19 protein-coding genes and 1 other RNA gene are annotated in these 17,978 nt (G+C 64.8%); 10 read left to right on the top strand and 10 right to left on the bottom strand.

Annotated features, from left to right (window positions below; all coding sequences use genetic code 11):
• Positions 1 to 166 precede the first annotated feature (166 nt).
• A complete protein-coding gene (locus AC1PLU_RS19765; RefSeq protein WP_023905297.1) occupies positions 167 to 724 on the bottom strand; it encodes a fasciclin domain-containing protein in 558 nt (185 codons plus the stop codon).
• Positions 725 to 1,122: 398 nt separating this feature from the next.
• Between AC1PLU_RS19765 and AC1PLU_RS19760 the strand changes: the two genes are divergently transcribed.
• The 4 genes from AC1PLU_RS19760 to AC1PLU_RS19745 all read left to right on the top strand — a co-directional run bounded on the left by AC1PLU_RS19760 (position 1,123) and on the right by AC1PLU_RS19745 (position 5,730).
• A complete protein-coding gene (locus AC1PLU_RS19760) occupies positions 1,123 to 1,776 on the top strand; it encodes a hypothetical protein (RefSeq protein WP_481107034.1) in 654 nt (217 codons plus the stop codon).
• 311 nt (positions 1,777 to 2,087) lie between these two features.
• On the top strand, positions 2,088 to 3,725 hold the full coding sequence (locus AC1PLU_RS19755; protein WP_043889481.1) for a Na+/H+ antiporter: 1,638 nt from the start codon (positions 2,088 to 2,090) through the stop codon (positions 3,723 to 3,725).
• 302 nt (positions 3,726 to 4,027) lie between these two features.
• Complete coding sequence (locus tag AC1PLU_RS19750) at positions 4,028 to 4,972, top strand: ABC transporter ATP-binding protein (protein WP_023905293.1); 945 nt, start codon at positions 4,028 to 4,030, stop codon at positions 4,970 to 4,972.
• On the top strand, positions 4,969 to 5,730 hold the full coding sequence (locus AC1PLU_RS19745; RefSeq protein ID WP_481107033.1) for an ABC transporter permease: 762 nt from the start codon (positions 4,969 to 4,971) through the stop codon (positions 5,728 to 5,730). Before AC1PLU_RS19750 ends, AC1PLU_RS19745 begins: the two co-directional genes overlap by 4 nt.
• A gap of 600 nt (positions 5,731 to 6,330) precedes the next feature.
• On the opposite strand, the gene AC1PLU_RS19740 is transcribed toward AC1PLU_RS19745, so the two are convergent.
• A complete protein-coding gene (locus AC1PLU_RS19740) occupies positions 6,331 to 6,597 on the bottom strand; it encodes a DUF3297 family protein (protein WP_481107032.1) in 267 nt (88 codons plus the stop codon).
• A gap of 164 nt (positions 6,598 to 6,761) precedes the next feature.
• On the opposite strand from AC1PLU_RS19740, the gene AC1PLU_RS19735 reads away from it, so the two are divergent.
• The gene (locus AC1PLU_RS19735) at positions 6,762 to 7,313 is read left to right on the top strand and encodes a DUF6630 family protein (protein ID WP_481107031.1); all 552 of its coding nucleotides are present in this window, start codon (positions 6,762 to 6,764) and stop codon (positions 7,311 to 7,313) included.
• A 412-nt stretch (positions 7,314 to 7,725) separates the two neighbouring features.
• Here AC1PLU_RS19735 and AC1PLU_RS19730 read toward each other — a convergent pair whose 3' ends face one another.
• The 6 genes from AC1PLU_RS19730 to msrB form a co-directional block, all read right to left on the bottom strand.
• On the bottom strand, positions 7,726 to 8,010 hold the full coding sequence (locus AC1PLU_RS19730; RefSeq protein WP_481093616.1) for a DUF4031 domain-containing protein: 285 nt from the start codon (positions 8,008 to 8,010) through the stop codon (positions 7,726 to 7,728).
• 8 nt (positions 8,011 to 8,018) lie between these two features.
• Positions 8,019 to 8,603: a hypothetical protein gene (locus AC1PLU_RS19725; RefSeq protein WP_481107030.1), complete on the bottom strand. Its 585-nt coding sequence runs from the start codon at positions 8,601 to 8,603 to the stop codon at positions 8,019 to 8,021.
• 423 nt (positions 8,604 to 9,026) lie between these two features.
• The gene (gene motB / locus AC1PLU_RS19720; protein WP_481107029.1) at positions 9,027 to 10,247 is read right to left on the bottom strand and encodes a flagellar motor protein MotB; all 1,221 of its coding nucleotides are present in this window, start codon (positions 10,245 to 10,247) and stop codon (positions 9,027 to 9,029) included.
• A 10-nt stretch (positions 10,248 to 10,257) separates the two neighbouring features.
• Complete coding sequence (gene motA, locus AC1PLU_RS19715) at positions 10,258 to 11,112, bottom strand: flagellar motor stator protein MotA (protein WP_006452580.1); 855 nt, start codon at positions 11,110 to 11,112, stop codon at positions 10,258 to 10,260.
• Positions 11,113 to 11,540: 428 nt separating this feature from the next.
• A non-coding RNA gene (locus AC1PLU_RS19710) (sX9 sRNA) lies at positions 11,541 to 11,612 on the bottom strand.
• Between the two features lie 100 nt (positions 11,613 to 11,712).
• On the bottom strand, positions 11,713 to 12,177 hold the full coding sequence (gene msrB / locus AC1PLU_RS19705; RefSeq protein WP_115039664.1) for a peptide-methionine (R)-S-oxide reductase MsrB: 465 nt from the start codon (positions 12,175 to 12,177) through the stop codon (positions 11,713 to 11,715).
• Between the two features lie 366 nt (positions 12,178 to 12,543).
• Here msrB and AC1PLU_RS19700 point away from each other — a divergent pair, with 366 nt between their 5' ends.
• Positions 12,544 to 12,975 (top strand): hypothetical protein, encoded by a 432-nt coding sequence (locus tag AC1PLU_RS19700; RefSeq protein ID WP_481107028.1) that lies wholly within the window; start codon positions 12,544 to 12,546, stop codon positions 12,973 to 12,975.
• A gap of 113 nt (positions 12,976 to 13,088) precedes the next feature.
• On the opposite strand, the gene AC1PLU_RS19695 is transcribed toward AC1PLU_RS19700, so the two are convergent.
• Positions 13,089 to 13,568, bottom strand: coding sequence for an Lrp/AsnC ligand binding domain-containing protein (locus AC1PLU_RS19695; RefSeq protein WP_115039666.1), 480 nt, complete (start codon positions 13,566 to 13,568; stop codon positions 13,089 to 13,091).
• A 149-nt stretch (positions 13,569 to 13,717) separates the two neighbouring features.
• Between AC1PLU_RS19695 and AC1PLU_RS19690 the strand changes: the two genes are divergently transcribed.
• Both AC1PLU_RS19690 and alr read left to right on the top strand, forming a co-directional pair.
• Positions 13,718 to 15,007, top strand: a complete 1,290-nt coding sequence (locus tag AC1PLU_RS19690; RefSeq protein WP_016903445.1) for a D-amino acid dehydrogenase — start codon at positions 13,718 to 13,720, stop codon at positions 15,005 to 15,007.
• The gene (gene alr, locus AC1PLU_RS19685; RefSeq protein WP_481107027.1) at positions 15,007 to 16,107 is read left to right on the top strand and encodes an alanine racemase; all 1,101 of its coding nucleotides are present in this window, start codon (positions 15,007 to 15,009) and stop codon (positions 16,105 to 16,107) included. The genes AC1PLU_RS19690 and alr overlap by 1 nt, the downstream gene beginning before the upstream one ends.
• A gap of 228 nt (positions 16,108 to 16,335) precedes the next feature.
• On the opposite strand, the gene AC1PLU_RS19680 is transcribed toward alr, so the two are convergent.
• On the bottom strand, positions 16,336 to 16,911 hold the full coding sequence (locus AC1PLU_RS19680) for a DUF3016 domain-containing protein (protein WP_006452574.1): 576 nt from the start codon (positions 16,909 to 16,911) through the stop codon (positions 16,336 to 16,338).
• A gap of 247 nt (positions 16,912 to 17,158) precedes the next feature.
• On the opposite strand from AC1PLU_RS19680, the gene AC1PLU_RS19675 reads away from it, so the two are divergent.
• Both AC1PLU_RS19675 and AC1PLU_RS19670 read left to right on the top strand, forming a co-directional pair.
• Entirely contained in the window at positions 17,159 to 17,605 is a 447-nt protein-coding gene (locus AC1PLU_RS19675; protein ID WP_043888894.1) for a hypothetical protein, read from the top strand.
• Complete coding sequence (locus tag AC1PLU_RS19670) at positions 17,592 to 17,882, top strand: hypothetical protein (protein WP_229009863.1); 291 nt, start codon at positions 17,592 to 17,594, stop codon at positions 17,880 to 17,882. Before AC1PLU_RS19675 ends, AC1PLU_RS19670 begins: the two co-directional genes overlap by 14 nt.
• Positions 17,883 to 17,978: the final 96 nt, after the last annotated feature.

Below are 17,978 nucleotides of genomic sequence, written 5' to 3'. Positions count from 1 at the left end.
TCCACGTCGACATATGCATGGATGCACCGAGGCGGCGCGCGTTCAAAATGTCTCGATAACGCCAGCGCACATGACGGTTGCGCCCCATCGGCGGAATCCCCCTGCATTCCGCCGATGGACTACCTGCGCATGCAATGACAACGACGTGCCTTGCAGCCAGATGCAATTACGGCATCAACACCTTGTCGACCACGTGGATCACGCCATTGCTCTGCACCACATCGGCAATGGTGACGTTGGCGGTGTTGCCCTTGACGTCGGTGATGGTGACCTTCTTGCCATTGAGCTTTGCGGTCAGCGGCTCACCCTGCACGGTGGTCAGCGTGGCGCTGCCGCCGCCGGCCTTGATCTTGGCGATCAGCGAAGCGGCGTCAACCTTGCCCGGCACCACGTGATAGGTCAGCACCTTGGTCAAGGTGGGCTTGGATTCGGGCTTCAACAAGGTGTCGACAGTGCCGGCCGGCAATGCGGCAAATGCGGCGTTGGTCGGGGCAAACACGGTGAACGGGCCCGGGCCCTTCAACGTCTCGACTAGGCCAGCGGCCTTGACTGCCGCGACCAGGGTGGTGTGATCCTTGGAGTTGACCGCGTTGTCGACGATGTCCTTGGTCACCAGCATCGGCGCACCACCCACCATTGGGTTGGACGCCGCGTAGGCGGGAGCCATCGCGCTCGTCAGGGCAATGGCGGTGGCAATGGCAAGCGACTGGAATGAGGTCTTCATGAGGCATCGATCCTTTGGGTAGGCGATCACCTGGATGGCAATCGTATAGCTGGATACGCGGCCGGATGCGGCGCGGATGCATCACGCGTTTTTTACATGGAGATGCTGTGCTGCAATGTCATCGCACATCCGTCGTAGCGACTGCAGATCGGTGGCCTGCGGTTGAGTCTGTTCGAGTCGCGATGGCCACACATGCCGACTAACGGTTTAAACACTCTATGGCGAACCTGTGATGCAAGGGCCGCGCGATCAGTCCGTTATCAAGCCCATCGGGGTCGTAGCCGTCGCACGACCACCCTAATGCTGCACGAATGTTCGCGAATGGCAGAAGCGGCGCCGGACAGTGCAATTACCATTCATGCCCTTGCGTGATGATCAGTGCTCAGAGGCTGTAGAACATGAAATCCAAAAAGAGTGAGTTCAATCGATTGGTGCCGGCATGGTTGGCGGCAGGCGCGCTGGTGTTATCCGGCACTGCACAGGCAGCAGCCGTCACGCCAACGCCAACACATGCGCCGTCAGCGACCGCTGCTGTCCCTGCGAGTGACATCTATCGGCCAGGTCAGAAATGGATCGTCCCGGGCGAGTGGGAATTCACGGTGGATTCCGCACGCGTGGCCAAGGTGAAAATTCCCAATTACGGCGGTGGCTCCTGGGTTCCTACGCAAGTGATCCTGCTGACCTATAGCTATAAAAATATCGGATTCGACGACAGCGCCAACTATAAGGACGTCAAGGACGTCGGCCCGTCGACGCTGGCGTTTTCGAAAGCGCATATCGACGTGTCCGACGCCAACGATGCGGACAACGGCGGCGCAGGCAATTACCCCGTGCGCATCAAGCTCGTCGGAGACGCTGACGGTCAGAAGCCCGGGCAGCAGATGGTCGGCGCGCAGTGGCCGTACGCCTTCAAGAAGAAGGTCAAGGCGGTCAAGGTGACGGTGAGTCACTACGATTCCAGGCTGAAACTGCATGAAGCGACCTTCCTGGTCCCGGTCGAGGGCACTGGGCCATCGAAGCCGCACGCGAACAAGCACGTTCACCACAGCTGATCCCGTCCAGCCAACCTGCATAGGCAAGCAGCCGGCATGCGTGACGTGGCGAGCGATCACGTTGCCGGTTGCTTTCATCCTCGTCTCGGCCTGTCCATCCGCCAGCGTATCCACCGTGTCTGATCGACAGACACCCGCACAGAGCTGCAGCAGCACACCCTCGTGGCGGTCACCGTGGAGGGCCGCGCCCAGGCCCAGGCGGCGTGGTGGTTTCATCGCCGCCTGCAAACCGGTATGTTCCCTTCGGCGCGTTAGTTGTGCGTTGCACGATGCGATGCCCTACGCGCACCGTTTCTTCTTCCGAGTTTTTCATGCATTCGATCGATGTCGTCCTCGCCATGTTGCTGGCGGTCGCGGCCAGCGGTTATCTGATCCGCATCCTGCCGTTCTCGTTGCCCTTGCCGTTGGTCCAGATCGCGCTCGGCGCGGTGGTCTCCGGTGTGTTCGATGCCGGGCACGAGCTGGAACCGGAGTTGTTCTTCCTGTTGTTCCTGCCGCCGCTGTTGTTCCTGGACGGCTGGCGCATTCCCAAACAAGGCCTGTTCCGCGACAAGGCGGCCATCCTGGAACTGGCGCTGGGCCTGGTGGTGTTCACCGTGGTCGGCGCGGGCCTGCTGATCCATTGGTTGATCCCGGCGATGCCGCTGGCGGTGGCCTTCGCGCTGGCCGCGATCATCTCGCCGACCGACCCGGTGGCGGTGTCCTCGATCGCCTCCAAGGTGCCGATTCCCAAGCGGCTGATGCACATCCTGGAAGGCGAGTCGTTGCTCAACGATGCTTCGGGTCTGGTGTGCTTCCAGTTTGCGGTGGCGGCGGTGCTGACCGGCAGCTTCTCGATCGCCACCGCCTCGTTGACCTTCCTGTGGGTGGCGCTGGCCGGGCTGGCATTGGGCGTGGCGACCACCTTCGGCCTGAGCCGCATCCAGGCCTGGATCTGGCGCCACTTCGGCGAGGAGCCGGGTTCGGCGATCCTGGTCAACCTGCTCACCCCGTTCGCGGCCTATCTGCTGGCCGAAGCCTTCCATGCTTCGGGCATCCTGGCTGCCGTGGCCGCCGGCGTCACCATGAGCTACGTGGAAATGGCCGGTAATGCGCCGGGCAATATGCGGCTGCAGCGCTCGGCGGTGTGGGACACGGTGCAGTTCACTTTCAACGGCATCATCTTCGTGCTGCTGGGCGAGCAGTTGCCGGGCATCCTGGACGGGGCGGTGCGCAGCGTGCAGGAAGCCGGCCACCTCAATCCGTGGTGGCTGGCGGTGTACGTGGCCACCATCAGCGCCAGCCTGATGGCGTTGCGCTTCGTATGGGTGTTCCTGTCGCTGCGCTGGAACATCTTCAAGGCGCAGTGGCGTGGCGAACAGCATGTCAGCCCGCCGTGGCGCATCGTGGTGGCGGTCTCGCTGGCCGGCGTGCGTGGTGCGATCACCCTGGCCGGCGTGCTCACGTTGCCGTTGATGCTGGAAGACGGCTCACCGTTCCCGGCCCGCCAGTTGGCGATTTTCCTGGCCGCCTCGGTGATCCTGGTCTCGTTGCTGGTCGCCAGCGTGGCGTTGCCGCCGCTGCTGCGCGGGCTGGAGCTGCCCGAAGAAGAAGACGAACAGCTCAAGGAAGACCTGGCGGTGAAGGCCGCCTCGCAGGCCGCGCTGGAAGCGGTGGAAAAACTGCGCCAGCGGCTGGTGGATGGCAGCAAGCATGCCGAGCGCTACAACGCGGCGGCCAATCAGGTCAGCCAGCGCTATCAACGCAAGCTCGGCGCGGTGGACATGGCCGAGACCGACCCGGAAGAGGCCGGTGCCTACGAACAGGCGCTGCGCCAGTTCCGTCATGCAGCATTGGTGGCCGAGCGCAACGAGTTGTTCAAGCTCGCGCGCCGCCGCGAGATTTCCGACGACCTGTCGCGCCGGCTGGTGCGCAATCTGGATCTGATCGAGTCGCGCAAGCGGGCTTGAGCGCGCTGATGCGCGCGGGAATGGAGAATCGGGATTGGGGAATCGCAGGAGCCGCAGCGGTGGTGACGCCCGGGTCGTGTAGGAGCGCGCTTGCGCGCGATGGGGCGTTGGCAGGAAAGCCTCATCGCGCGCAAGCGCGCTCCTACATGGAGGTGCGCCAACAGACAGACGCAGCAGGCGTGCGCGCTCCAGTTCGCTGACGCTCCTCGTCGCACGTCGGGAGACACCATCCCATCCACACTGCTCCCATCTTCATGGCGCACGGCCTACCCTGTGCGGCTGATCGTTCCAGTGCAGAACACATGACTCCAATCGTTTCCATCCAGGGATTGAGCAAGACCTACGCTGGCGGTTTTCAGGCGCTCAAGCACGTGGACCTCGAAATCCAGCGCGGCGAAATCTTCGCGCTGCTCGGTCCCAACGGTGCCGGCAAGACCACCTTGATCAGCATCATCTGCGGGTTGATCAATCCGAGCACCGGCACCGTGCTGGCCGATGGCCACGACATCGTGCGCGATTACCGCGCCGCGCGTGCCAGCATCGGCCTGGTGCCGCAGGAACTGGCCACCGATGCGTTCGAAAGCGTGTGGGCCACCGTGCGTTTCAGCCGCGGGCTGTTCGGCAAGCCGGCCAATCCGCAGTATCTGGAAACGGTGTTGCGCGAGCTCTCGTTGTGGGACAAGCGCAACAACAAGATTTCCACGCTGTCCGGCGGCATGAAGCGGCGCGTGCTGATCGCCAAGGCGCTGGCGCACGAGCCGCGCATTCTCTTTTTGGACGAGCCCACCGCCGGTGTGGACGTGGAGCTGCGCCACGACATGTGGCAGATGGTGCGGCGGCTGCGCGAGCAGGGCACCACGGTAATCCTGACCACCCATTACATCGAAGAAGCCGAAGACATGGCCGACCGGGTCGGGGTGATCAATCGCGGCGAGCTGGTGCTGGTGGAAGACAAGCACACGCTGATGCGCAAGCTCGGCAAGAAGCAGCTCACGCTCAGCCTGCAGGCGCCGCTGCAGGCCATCCCGGTCGCGCTGAGCGATCTGCCATTGGAACTGTCGGCCGATGGCAACAGCCTGATCTACACCTTCGACACCCAGGCCGAGCAGACCGGCATCGGCGGGCTGCTGCGCCGGCTCAACGAGCAGGGCATCGATTTCAAGGACCTGCATTCCAGCGAGAGTTCGCTGGAGGAGATCTTCGTCAATCTGGTGCACGGTGCACGCCAGCAGGAGATACGCGCATGAATCGGTATGCAATCGCTGCGATCTACCGCTTCGAAATGGCGCGCGCGTTCCGCACGCTGACCCAGTCGATCGCCTCGCCGGTGTTGTCGACCTCACTGTATTTTGTGGTGTTCGGTGCGGCGATCGGCTCGCGCATGGGCGATATCGACGGCATCAGCTACGGCGCCTTCATCATTCCCGGGCTGGTGATGCTGTCGCTGCTCAACGAGAGCATTTCCAACGCCTCGTTCGGCATCTACATGCCGCGCTGGGCCGGCACCATCTACGAGGTGTTGTCGGCGCCGGTGGCGTGGTGGGAGATTGTGATCGGCTATGTGGGCGCGGCGGCGACCAAGTCGGTGCTGCTTGGCTTGCTGATCTTGCTCACCGCGCGGCTGTTCGTGCCGTATGAGATTGCCCACCCAGTGTGGATGCTGGGCTTTCTGGTGCTCACCGCGCTGACCTTCAGCCTGTTCGGTTTCATCATCGGCATCTGGGCCGACGGCTTCGAAAAACTGCAGGTGATTCCGCTGATGGTGGTCACGCCGCTGACCTTCCTGGGCGGCAGTTTCTACTCGATCAACATGCTGCCGCCGCTGTGGCAGAAGGTCACCTTGTTCAATCCGGTGGTCTATCTGATCAGCGGCTTCCGCTGGAGTTTCTACGGCAAGGCCGACGTGCACATCGTGGTAAGCACCGGCATGACCTTCCTGTTCCTGATCGTGTGCCTGGGCGTGGTGGCGGCGATCTTCCGCAGCGGTTATCGGCTCAAGGCGTGAGTGGTGAGTGCAGTGGTGTTGTCGGCAGCATCCTGGTGGATGCCGTCGGAAGTTCAGGTCAAACGCGTCGGAAGTCCAGATCAAACGCTGAGTGGGGTCGAGGGCGCGGTGCCCTCACCGCTCGCGGGACACGCCGCAAGTACGTCCCTGTAGGCTCGGTGGCGGCATCCATGCCGCCACACGGTCCCGCAATCGGTGAGGACACCGCACCAGACAGTTTGCTGGCTGCTTTACTGAAAGCCTTTCTGTCACTCGGCTTGCCTTGGGAAGCTGATCGGACGCGCTGTTACCCAAACGACGCACGTCATGCATGGCTTGCACCATGCGCAGCGACCATCTCGACTGGTCCTTGCCCGCCCACCGTCGCGGGACCTTACGCGGCATGGATGCCGCGTAAGAGCCTACATGGACGTACTTGCGGCGTGTCCCGCGAGGGTGGGCGGGCAAGGGCCCTGCAGCCAGGGCACAGATCAGCTGCTAATGCGGCAATCATCGCCGCTACACGAACGTACTTGCGGCGTGTCCCGCGATGGTGGACGGGCAAGGACCCTGCAGCCAAGTCGCAGATCAGTCGGCCTGAAGTAGTTTTGTCAGCCGCTCTTACTCGGCAGCAGGCTTGGCGTCGCTCTTGGTGTCCAGGAAGTAGGCCACCACCTCACCCTTGATCTTCATCGTCATCGGGTTGCCGCGACGGTCGCGCGCCTTTCCGACCTGCACCTTGATCCAGCCTTCGCTGACCGAATACTCCTCCACGTTGTCGCGTTCGACACCATTGAAACGCACGCCGATGCCGCGGTTGAGTGCATCGGCATCGTGGAACGGGCTGCGCGCATCGATGGCCAGATGATCGGGAGGGATATCGCTCATGGGAAAGGCGTCATGGCGGCCGGGATGGCCGTCTTCGGCCGCACAGGATACGGGCCTGCGCCGCGAAGACCAGCCCCTTCCGATGAATCCACACGCGCCGGTCGGTTTGCTTGCGCGGCGCCAGGCCTCACACTTCACGCCTGCAATCCTTGAACGAGACCGCCATGCCCGACAACAGTGCCGATTACGAAGACGACGAAGGCCTGCAGCCCGAAGGCGACGAAGACGATGTCGACGATCATCCGGGGCGGGTCTGGAATTTGCTGCTGCTGATCAATCCCGGCGACGAAGAAACTGCGCTTGCCCAGTTCGATGCCTGGCGCGAGGCGCAGGTCGACCTGGACGAAGACGAGGGCGACGATGCCTGGCTGTGGGCGTTGAAGGACGCGATCGACTGGCGCTCGGGCTTCTACGTCGACTGGAAAGACACCGACTCGTTCGTGGCCGCCATCGACGAACTCAGCGCGCGCTGGAACCTGCGTATTGCGTGGGGCGGCGATCTGGACGACGAGGACTTCGCCAACGGCCTCAGCGTGCCCGATCTGATGGCAGTGGCCTTCGATCGCCTGCGCGAGCACGGCTATTCGCTATGGAATTGGAACACCGGCGGCGACGCCTACGCCGGTTGGATCGCCCTCAGCCGCGACGATGAAGCGATGATGGCACTGACCTCGCTGCTGGACGTGGAAGTGCGGCTGGGGAATGAGGCGTTCTGAGGATTGGGGATTCGGTAGTCGGGATTGGGGATTCGCAAAAGCGGTCCCGGGGTGTGTCGGGTCGGGTTGAGCCATGAGTTGTGCGCGCTGGCGCGGCAGGACGCGAAGCTCGGGGTCTAGCGCAGGCATTCAACGGCCCATCGACTGCCACGTAGGAGCGCGCTGGCGCGCGATGGGGCGTTAACGGGACAGCCTCTCGCGCGCAAGCGCGCTCCTACAGAGGCATGCCGTTTGTAAATGGAAGAAGGCCTCCAGGTCAGAACATCTGTCACGTAGGAGCGTGCCTGCGCGCGACAGTCATCATTCGAATAGGTTTGTCACCGCATGCAGGCAGGCTTACTCAAGCACGCCGCCGATCAGGCCGCAGCCACTGCCGTTGCGAATCTCCACTCCCGATTCCCCAATCCCCGCCTCACGGCACCTCGCCACGCGCCTGCGCACGCGCGTTGGCGATCAAGGCTTTGAGCAGTACGCGATCGGTGTGACGGGAGATGGCGATGGCACCGAGCGCGATCGCCTCGATGCGTAACGGTGCCGGCACGTCGTAGTGCGCGCCGCTGAGTTTGTTCTGGAAGGCGCGGCGGGGAATGCCCAGCCGCGCCGCCATGGCATGCAGCTCGTCCAGCGTATCGCCGAGCAGGTGCGCCCAGCGCTGATCGCGCCACAGATGCACCGCATCGTCGACGTAGACGGCCATCGGCCGGGTCAGGCCTTCTTGGATTTCTTCGGCTTCTTGCCGGCCGTCTCGCCGTCGGCGTCGTCGGTTGCGGCATCGCTGGCGTCTGCGTCTGCCGCGCTGTCGTCGTCGCTGGCAGCGTCGTCGCCAGCCGAATCTTCCGCAACGGCGTCGGTGCCGGCGTCGGCGGCTGCGTCTTCTGCAGCGTCATCGCCGTCTTCATCGGCATCGGCGTTTTGGAATTCGGCCACCAGCGTGGTCAGGTATTCCTCGGCGGTCTTGCCGTCTTCGGCGGCCAGGTCGTCGATCATCTGCTGCAACTGGCTGGAGTATTCCAGCGAGATGGTCTTGCCTTCGGCCTCCTGCAGGTTGGCCAGGTGCTTGAGCATGGCCAGCATCGGGACCGGGTTGTCGGCGCTGCCCATGGTCTGGCCGCCGATCGACAGCATCCACTCGCTGCCACCCTGCAGACCGATCGCAGCGACCACGCGACCATCGGCATCCTGCAGCACGGCGTGGTTGGTGACCTGGGGCGCCTGGCCCAGACGGACGATCGGACGCTTGGGGAGCTGCTTCTTGCGCTTGTCGCGCTTGGCCTTTGAATTGCGGGACACGGTGTTCTCGACGCTGGGAATGGCCGGCCATTCTAGGCGCTTGTGCGCGACCCAGCTCGCTCGACGCCGCCAGGCCCGTCAATGGCGGCCTTCCGGGCCGATGCATCGATCGATCCCGGCGCGTGATGAAGGCAGCCAATGCCTGGGTCTGGGACAGCCTGAAGTGGCTGACACAGCGAGTGCGCGCACCGTCAGGCAGCGCGGAGGCTTGTCAGGATCGGTATGTAAGACGACGCGCCGCCCGCAGCCATCTCACAACTGCTGGGGAGGTGTTTTCAGCCGCTCTCAGCACCCCCGGGGCGTCTCGCTTGCAGCGATGCGCGGCGCGGATCCTGGTCAGCAGCTGCATGCAAGACAGCGTGCCGTCTTCAGCCACCTGACACCTGAGCCACCTGACACCTGCTGCCAGGTGTCGCACTGCGGTCAGCGCTGCTCGGGCGCCGTGCTGACCGCAGTGCGCGGCGCCCCAGCCACAGCGGCCTCGGCAGCCTTGGCCAGCGCGGCAGCCGAGGCGACCTGGGTACGTGTGGAAATGCGCGGTGCAGCCTGCGCTGCGGCAGTGGCAGTGGCCGTGGTCGCTGCCGCGGCCGGCTTGTTGGTTGCGGTGGACGCAGCTGCCGCCGCACCCGCACCCGCCAGTGCACCCGCAGCAGGTCCTGTAGCAGGCACCGCAGCCGGCGTGCCCACAGAAGCAGTCCCGGTCGCCGCCGCCGCACTCAGATCCGGCACATGCGTGTCGGCATCGTGGGTGGATTTACCCAGCGCCACGCCCTGGCCGGCGCCGGCCAAGGCGGTCTGCTCGGCGTCCTGGGTCATCACCACGATGCTGATGCGGCGGTTGATCGGATTCTGCGGGTTGGTCTTGTCGAACAGCACCGACGAGGACAAGCCCACCACACGGGTGACCTTGGCATCGGCCATGCCGCCGCCCACCAGCGCACGGCGCGCGGCATTGGCGCGGTCGGCACTGAGTTCCCAGTTGGTGTAACCGGCATCGCTGCTGTAGGCGGTGGTGTCGGTGTGGCCGGTGATGCTGATGTGGTTGGGCACCTGATTGATGAAGCTGGACAGCTCGCGCAGGATGTCCACCGTGTACGGCTTGAGCTGATCGCGGCCGATGTCGAACATCGGGCGGTTCTGCTTGTCCACGATCTGGATGCGCAGGCCATCGGGCGTGAGGTCCAGCAGCAACTGGTCCTTGAACGGCTCCAGCGCCTGGCTCTTGTCGATGGCCTCCTTCAGGTCCTGCATCAGCGCTTCCAGGCGCTTCTTGTCCTTGGCGCGGCTGTCTTCGGTGGTGTCGGCGGCGTTGTCGCGCTTGCGGCCCATTTCGTCCTTTTGCCCCTTGGCCATGTCGGCGGTGCCGCCGAGCTTGATCATCGAGGTGCTGGCGCCGCCCGGCCCGTTCATGCCGGGAGAAGGCGCCGGCGACTTGCCCGACAACGGGCTGGGATTGCGGAAGTATTCCGAGATCGCCGCGCGCTGCTCCTTGGTGGTGGCGGCCATCAGCCACAGCACCAGGAAGAAGGCCATCATCGCGGTCACGAAGTCGGCAAACGCCACTTTCCAGGCGCCGCCATGATGGCCGCCGCCCTGTACCTTCTTGACCCGTCGGATGACGACGGTGGATTTGCCCTCGGCCATGACCGCGGTCCTACTTGATCGTCTTCAGGTGCGTTTCGAAATCCGCAAAGCTCGGACGCACGTTGGAGGGCAGCGTCTTGCGCGCGAATTCCAGCGCAATCTTCGGGTTGTAGCCGCGCAGGCAGGCCAGCAGCGCGGTCTTGACCGCCTCGTAGATGCGCCCGTCCTGATCGGCACGCGCTTCCATCGCTGCCGACAACGGCGCCACGAAGCCGTATGCCAGCAGGATGCCGAGGAAGGTGCCGACCAGTGCGGCACCGACGTGGTGACCGATCTCCTCGATCGGGCCACCGATCGAGCCCATGGTGATCACGATGCCGAGCACGGCGGCCACGATGCCGAAGCCGGGCAGGCCGTCGGAGACCTTGCTCAAGGCATGCGAGGGCGCCATCGCCTCGTGGTGATGCTTTTCCAGTTCCAGTTCGAGCAGCGGCTCCAGCTCGTGCGGCTCGATGTTGCTGCCGATCATCAGGCGCAGGCAGTCGGTGATGAAGTCCAGCAGGTGATGGTCGGCCACCACCTTGGGATAGTTGCCGAAGATGGTGCTGTCCTGCGGTTTTTCGACGTGATCTTCCAGGGCCATGAAGCCGTCGCGGCGGGCCTTGTTCAACAGTTCGTAGACCAGGCTCAGGGTGTCCTTGTAGTCCTCGGACTTGTACTGCGGGCCCTTGAACACGCCCAGCACGCTACTGAAGGTTTCCTTGACGATCTTGCCCGGCGTGCTCACCAGGAACGCGCCCAACGCCGCGCCGCCGATGATCAACAGCTCGTACGGCTGCCACAACGCGCCCAGCTTTCCGTGCGACAGCACATAGCCGCCGAGGACACTGACGATGACGACGATGAAGCCGATGATGATGAGCATGGCGCAGCCAAAAGCAAACAGGGTTGCTGTTGTTTCGGCGCGCGCGGCGGATTCTTGAAGTGCACGGCGTGAAGGTGTGCGCTGTAACTGAACGATCGGGTGGTGCGATGACGGCTTCACATAGGGCGATCAGCGGCATCGCGCTTACTGCGGCAAGGCGTTCACCGCAATGGGGCTTGTGATGAAAATCTCTGCCTGGTTGAGCTTGCGATTTGCATCGACTGCTGTGTGCGTCGAGACAGCGCATTGCAGCAAGCGGCCTCTGCATTGGCGGTGGCACCAGCATCGGCGGACTTGATGCGCAGGTTGCGCTCGGCAGCAAATTTCAGCGTCTGCACCATGTCCCGGATGACCCGCCGCCGAGCGTCGAGCGCATTGTCGTGGCAGTTTCTAGCACTACAGCGAGCAATGGTGTGGGCAGTAAGAGCGGATAACAGAACGTAGCGAGCGGCCGTCAGGTGGGTGCGGACGGCGCACAGGAACCGAAATGAACCGTGCATGCCGATTCCGAGCGCCGGCCGCGCCCGCCTGACGATTGCGCTGTAGTTCTGTGAGTCGCTCTGAGTGGGTCGCCACTGCTTTCTGGGCGGCCTCGCGAGGTCAGGCCGGTTGCGCCTCGGCGCCGTCGCGTTGCAGCGGGTTCGGCAGTGCGTGGCCATCTTCGGTGAAGCCCAGCGAGACCGAGTTGAGGCAATGCCGTTCGCCGGTCGGCGGCGGGCCGTCGGGGAACACGTGGCCGAGGTGGCTGTCGCAGCGCGCGCAGACGATCTCGGTGCGGATCATGCCGTAGCTGATGTCGCGGATCTCGCGCACATGGGCGGCGTCGTACGGGGCAAAGAAGCTCGGCCAGCCGGTGCCGGATTCGAACTTGGCGCTGGAACGGAACAGCGGCAGCCCGCACAGGCGGCAGGTGTAGACGCCCTCCAGCTTGTTGTCCAGAAACACCCCGCAGAACGGCGCCTCGGTGCCGTGCTGCAGCAGCACGCGCTGTTCCTCGTCGCTGAGCCCGGCGATCAGGGCATCACGTTGGGCGGGGGAGGGCGGTGTCAGATCGAACTGGCTCATGGGGGCTCTCGCATGCGCGCGCTGGCGGTGTGCCGCGTCTGCCCTCAGTGATGTGGGCGCGGAAGCCTGCGTTCAACCTAAGTGCTCGAAGCCTTCTTCCGTCCGTAGAGAATCAAGCCCCTCTCCCTGCGGGAGAGGGGTTGGGGTGAGGGTACGGGGCGAAGCCACATCGGATAGGTGAGAACACGAGGCTTCGCTCGCACCCTCATCCGGCGCTGCGCGCCACCTTCTCCCGATGGGAGAAGGGACTCTTCGCGCTGCACTCATCTCGCGAAAGCGTTCATCCCACAGCCGATCCCGTGCATTGCTGCAGCACACCGGCGCCCCCACCCAGTCAATACTGCCCAATCAATCACGGTGCCCGTCATGGCGATCCATTCTTCAACGCGCGGCCTGCTGCTGTGCGGCCTGCTGGCGATTGCCGGCGCGGCGCTGGCGCAATCGGCCACTACCACTCGCTCGTCCAACACCTTGCAGCCGATCACCACGCCGACGCCCGCGCAGCCCACGCTGACCGCGCCGCGCGCAGTGCAACCAGCGCCAGGCACCAGTCCGGTGCCGTCTCAGCTCGGTCAGCGCCCGTCCGCGCCGACCATCCCCACCCGTGGCCCGGCACAGACACCGGTGGCTCCGGCCGGTAGCCAGGTGTTGCCTGCCAGCGCGCCGATGGTCTACGACCGCAATGGCCGCTTGCTGCAAGGCATGCAGCCGGCCGGCGCCAACCGGGTGCTGGACACCAAGACCGGTCGTTATTACGACGCGGTTCCGGCCGGCGACGGCATGCGCGTGGTGCGCTGAGATCCGGCATCAGTCGATGTCTGATCCGCAGCAATCAGATCGGTCTACATCCAAGCGCCGTCCCAAGCTTCGCTGCGTCGCCGACCACGAATCCCCAATCCCCAATCCCCGCCTCAATCGGCAATCGGCAACGCCAGGGTCTCCTTGACCTCTTCCATCACGATGTAGCTCTTGGACTCGCGTACATGCGGCAAGGTCAACAAGGTGCTGCCGAGCAGCTTGCGATAGGACGCCATCTCGCTGATGCGCGCCTTGAGCAGATAATCGAAATCGCCCGAGACCAGATGGCATTCCAGCACGTTGGGCAGCTTGAGCGCGGCGCGGCGGAATTCTTCGAAGATGTCGCCGGACTTGTAGGCCAGGCTGATCTCCACGAACACCAGCAGGCTGGCCTTGAGCAGGTGCGGGTCCAGCCGCGCGTAGTAGCCGGTGATGGCGCCATCGCGCTCCAGCCGGCGTACGCGCTCGGTGCAGGGCGTGGTGGACAAGCCCACCCGTTCGCCCAGGTCGGTAAAGGAAATCCGCCCCTCCTGCTGCAGGATGCGCAGAATCTTGCGGTCGATCTTGTCCAGCTCGCGCACACGGGTGGCCATGAGGTCTGTCTCCCTACAGATTTGGCAGGAAATTTCACTGCGAAGTAGCGTCGATTCCAGAAACGGCACTGCCTGGCTCGCAATATACTGCGTCTAACTGTCTCCCTCGGCGCTTGGTTGTGGGGGAATACCCTTTCCAGGAGAACGACATGCGGGTGCTCATTCTCGGTAGCGGCGTCATCGGCACCACCACCGCCTGGTATCTGGCGCAGTCCGGCTGCGAGGTCACCGTGGTGGACCGCCAGCCTGCCTCGGCGCTGGAAACCAGCTACGGCAACGCGGGCCAGCTGTCGTTCGGCTACACCTCGCCCTGGGCCGCCCCCGGCGTGCCGGGCAAGGCGATGAAGTGGTTGTTCGCCCAGCACGCGCCGTTGTCGATCCGGCCCACCCGCGATCTGCGCCAGCTGGCCTGGCTGACCCAGATGCTGCGCAACTGCACCGCCGAGCGCTATGCGGTGAACAAGGCGCGCATGGTGCGCATGTCCGACTACAGCCGCGATTGCCTCAACGAATTACGCGCCAGCACCGGGCTGGAATTCGAAGGCCGCCAGCTCGGCACCACCCAGTTGTTCCGCACCCAGCAACAGCTGGACGCCGCCGCGCAGGACATCGAAGTGCTGGCCCAGTACGGCGTGCCGTACGAATTGCTGACCCCGGCGCAGATCGCCCAGTTCGAACCCGGGCTGGCCGGCGGCGGTGCGCAGATGGCCGGCGCCTTGCGCCTGCCCGAAGACCAGACCGGCGACTGCCGGCTGTTCACCCAGCGCCTGGCCGCGCTGGCCGCGCAATCCGGTGTGCAATTCCGCTACGGGCAGCAGATCGAGCATCTGGAGCACGACGGCCGCACCGTCACCGGCGTGCAGATCGATGGCCGTCTCGAAACCGCCGACCGCTATGTGCTGGCGCTGGGCAGCTATTCGGCCGACCTGCTGCTCTCGCTCGGCATGCATCTGCCGGTGTATCCGCTCAAGGGCTATTCGCTGACCATCCCGATTGTCGACGCGCAGCGCGCGCCGACCTCCACGGTGCTGGACGAGAGCTACAAGATCGCCATCACCCGCTTCGACGAGCGCATCCGCGTCGGCGGCATGGCCGAGGTGGCCGGGTTCGATCTGTCGTTGAATCCGCGCCGCCGCGCCACCTTGGAAATGGTGGTCAACGACCTGTTCCCCGGCGGCGGCGATCTGGCCAGGGCTGAGTTCTGGACCGGCTTGCGCCCGGCCACGCCCGATGGCACCCCGGTGGTCGGTGCCACGCCGTATTCCAACCTGTTCCTCAACACCGGCCACGGCACCCTGGGCTGGACCATGGCCTGCGGCTCGGGCCGCTATCTGGCCGACCTGATGCAGGGCCGCAGCCCCGACATCGATACCGAAGGCCTGGATGTGTTCCGTTACCTCTCGCCACGCAGCGCCCGCGCGCAGCAGGAGGCCGCGTAGTGCGTCCTGCGCAAGCGTTGATCGATCTGGATGCATTGCGTCACAACTACCGCCTGGCCAAGCGCCTGGGCGGCAGCAAGGCCCTCGCGGTGGTCAAGGCCGATGCTTACGGGCATGGCGCGGTGCGCTGCGCGCAGGCGTTGGAGTCCGAAGCCGACGGCTTTGCGGTGGCCTGTATCGAAGAGGCCCTGGAGCTGCGCCAGGCCGGTATCCGCGCGCCGATTTTGCTGCTGGAAGGTTTTTTTGAACACGACGAACTGCGCCTGATCGCCGAGCATGATCTGTGGACGGTGGCAGCCACCACGCAGCAGGTGCGCGCGCTGGCCGAGTTCCAGAGCCCGCGTCCGTTACGGGTGTGGTTGAAGCTGGACAGCGGCATGCATCGGCTGGGCCTGTCGGCGGAAGATTTTCGCGCCGCGTGGTTGCGCTTGCGCGGGCTGCCGCAGATTGCCTCGCTGGTGCTGATGACCCACCTGGCGCGCGCCGACGAACTGGAGTGCAGCCGCACCGACGAACAGGCGGTGGCCTTCGCGCTCACCGCAGGCGGCATGCGCGCGGAAACCAGTCTGCGCAATTCGCCCGGCCTGCTCGGTTGGCCGGCGCTGCGCAACGATTGGTCGCGCCCTGGGCTGATGCTGTACGGCGCAAACCCGTTCCTGCAGGAGACCGAGAGCACTGCGCAACTACGCCCGGTGATGACGCTGCGTTCGCGCATCATCTCCGTGCGGGAGCTGCCGGCCGGCGAGCCGGTGGGCTACGGCGCCCGCTTCGTTGCGCAACGGCCCACACGCGTGGGCGTGGTGGCGATGGGGTATGCCGACGGCTATCCGCAGTTCGCACCCAATGGCACGCCGGTGCTGGTGGATGGGCAGGTCTGCCCGCTGATCGGTCGCGTCTCGATGGACATGCTCACCGTGGATCTCACCGAGCATCCGCAGGCGGAGATTGGCGCTACTGTGCAGCTCTGGGGCGATGCACCGCGCGTCGCCCCGTTGGCCACGCAGTGCAATGTCAGCGCGTATCAGCTGCTGTGTGGACTCAAACGCGTGCCGCGGACGTATGTGGGTGAGGTGGCAGTAGGCGATGAAGTGACCCGGTAAGTTGCATCCCTTCTCCCATCGGGAGAAGGTGGCGCGCAGCGCCGGATGAGGGTACGAGCGAAGCCTCGTGCAGTCGGAACAACACGAGGGCTTCGCCCCCGTACCCTCACCCCAACCCCCCGCTCCGCGCCCCGGCCTGCGCCAGCGGCGCAGGCGCACCAAGGCACGCGCGCCAGTGGCGCGCAAGCTGTGCCTTCTCGCCCCGCAGGAGAGGGGCTCAAGCGGAGCTCACACCCCGGCCGTACTCCGATCGCCACGGAACTGCTTGCGCACCCAGTCGTCGATCATGGCTTTTTCGAAGCGCAACGGGTCGCTGTCGGTCAGGCGCGGGCCGCTCATCAGAAATGCCGAATCCACCAGCTTGCGCTCGCCCTGATCGATCACCTCGCCATTGGCGCCGGTCAGCGTGTAGCTGAAGCTCAGGCGGGGCGGGTAGATGTCCTTGACGATGCGCACGTCCTGCATGCGCGGGCCGTGCCAGGGCTCGTACTGGCCGGCGCGGCGGATGTCGGTGATGGTCACGCTCAGGTGTTGGCCGTCGGGAAGCCGGCGGGCGGCACTTTGCTGGAAATGGGTCGCCAGTTGGGTCACCCAATCGCCGCGCTGCGCCTCCCAGCGGTTGCCGCTGAAGCGCATCTCGGCAAACTGTGCCGGGTCGGTCCAGCGCACATCCACGTTTCCTTCGCTGCTCAGCGCGCGTGGCGCTTGAGGGTCGGTGACATTACGCACGCGGGCCTGCACACCGGTCGCCGCGAGCAGTCCTGCCAGCAACAGGCTGGCGCCGTAAAGGCTGGAACGTTTCATGGAAAATCTCCAAGCGGAAGGTACATGGCGTACCGGGTGTTCCAGCAGTGTGGGGGTGCGCTGGATCGCCCGCAACGCGGTAGCAACCGGGCATGCATCGGTGTTGCGCGCGGTTAATCCACGGCCGCGCCGCCATGACGGCGGGTTCACTGCGCCTGCGCCCGCGCTTCACGGCGCGGACCGGATGATCGCCAGCATGGACACCCACTCTTTCCGCACAAAGTCAGCTTCCTCGGCGCCGGCACACATGCCGTCGGACGTGCGCCTGCAGTTCATCGACTGGGCAAAGCAGCACGGCCACAACCCGGCCACCGGTGCCGCCGCGTTCGTCGCGTTGCAAAGCGATGTGGATCTGGATCTGGCAACCCGCGGGATGCGTCTGGAGCCGGGTGCCGACCCACGGGATGCACTGCGTGAGCATCTGGCTGCGTTGGCGCGGCAGGGTGATGTGGCGGTGCAGTTCCCGCCGGTCTATGCCTACACCTCGGCCAATGGGCTCGACTACCGTTACTCGTTGATGCTGGTCATCGCCGAGGATTGCGTCGAGTGGACCGGGCGGGTCTGGCAGGACCTGGATTACCAGGGAATGCTCACCGGTCGCGGCCAGGGCCCGCGTGCCAACTACACCCAACTGGCGCGCATGGCGCTGGAACACGAGCTGGATCAGGAGCGTCCCCGTTATGTCCAGGCCTGAATTCGAATTGCAGCTTCCGCTCGACGCCCAGGTCGCCACCGGCGTGGACGGTTTCAGCCTGCGCTGTCGCAGCGAATGCGCCGAGCTGGGGCTGTCGCGCGTGCGCTTGTTGTTGCTGGATGCCGACCATGCGCGCTCGACTGCCTGGCGCGAAGAAGCCCAACGCTGGATGGATGAGCAGTTGCGGCGCGAAGGGCAATGGGTCTTGCGCGGCGTGATTGCCGGCATCGTGTTGCTGGCCGCCGCTATCGCGCTGTCTGCGGCCTTACTGTGGTGAGGCGACTCGGGATTGTGGGTGAATCGTGAATCCGGTCAGTTGCCCGTGCACCCGCTGACGACATCGGGCGTGTTTTCATCTGCCCGTCATCCGCAT

This window comes from Xanthomonas sp. NCPPB 2933, from assembly GCF_056725225.1.
Note: the sequence above shows the minus strand (reverse complement) of the source record. Positions and strands in the feature narration are given on the sequence as shown.

Bases quoted from the DNA above. Each gene is read 5' to 3' on its own strand.
- msrB (WP_115039664.1), bottom strand. From the start codon at position 12,177: ATGAGCCAGTTCGATCTGACACCGCCCTCCCCCGCCCAACGTGATGCC.
- motA (WP_006452580.1), bottom strand. From the start codon at position 11,112: ATGCTCATCATCATCGGCTTCATCGTCGTCATCGTCAGTGTCCTCGGC.
- AC1PLU_RS19695 (WP_115039666.1), bottom strand. From the start codon at position 13,568: ATGGCCACCCGTGTGCGCGAGCTGGACAAGATCGACCGCAAGATTCTG.
- AC1PLU_RS19750 (WP_023905293.1), top strand. From the start codon at position 4,028: ATGACTCCAATCGTTTCCATCCAGGGATTGAGCAAGACCTACGCTGGC.
- AC1PLU_RS19690 (WP_016903445.1), top strand. From the start codon at position 13,718: ATGCGGGTGCTCATTCTCGGTAGCGGCGTCATCGGCACCACCACCGCC.
- AC1PLU_RS19765 (WP_023905297.1), bottom strand. From the start codon at position 724: ATGAAGACCTCATTCCAGTCGCTTGCCATTGCCACCGCCATTGCCCTG.
- AC1PLU_RS19680 (WP_006452574.1), bottom strand. From the start codon at position 16,911: ATGAAACGTTCCAGCCTTTACGGCGCCAGCCTGTTGCTGGCAGGACTG.
- AC1PLU_RS19745 (WP_481107033.1), top strand. From the start codon at position 4,969: ATGAATCGGTATGCAATCGCTGCGATCTACCGCTTCGAAATGGCGCGC.
- AC1PLU_RS19700 (WP_481107028.1), top strand. From the start codon at position 12,544: ATGGCGATCCATTCTTCAACGCGCGGCCTGCTGCTGTGCGGCCTGCTG.
- AC1PLU_RS19675 (WP_043888894.1), top strand. From the start codon at position 17,159: ATGCCGTCGGACGTGCGCCTGCAGTTCATCGACTGGGCAAAGCAGCAC.
- AC1PLU_RS19755 (WP_043889481.1), top strand. From the start codon at position 2,088: ATGCATTCGATCGATGTCGTCCTCGCCATGTTGCTGGCGGTCGCGGCC.
- AC1PLU_RS19740 (WP_481107032.1), bottom strand. From the start codon at position 6,597: ATGAGCGATATCCCTCCCGATCATCTGGCCATCGATGCGCGCAGCCCG.
- AC1PLU_RS19760 (WP_481107034.1), top strand. From the start codon at position 1,123: ATGAAATCCAAAAAGAGTGAGTTCAATCGATTGGTGCCGGCATGGTTG.
- AC1PLU_RS19735 (WP_481107031.1), top strand. From the start codon at position 6,762: ATGCCCGACAACAGTGCCGATTACGAAGACGACGAAGGCCTGCAGCCC.
- motB (WP_481107029.1), bottom strand. From the start codon at position 10,247: ATGGCCGAGGGCAAATCCACCGTCGTCATCCGACGGGTCAAGAAGGTA.
- AC1PLU_RS19730 (WP_481093616.1), bottom strand. From the start codon at position 8,010: ATGGCCGTCTACGTCGACGATGCGGTGCATCTGTGGCGCGATCAGCGC.
- AC1PLU_RS19670 (WP_229009863.1), top strand. From the start codon at position 17,592: ATGTCCAGGCCTGAATTCGAATTGCAGCTTCCGCTCGACGCCCAGGTC.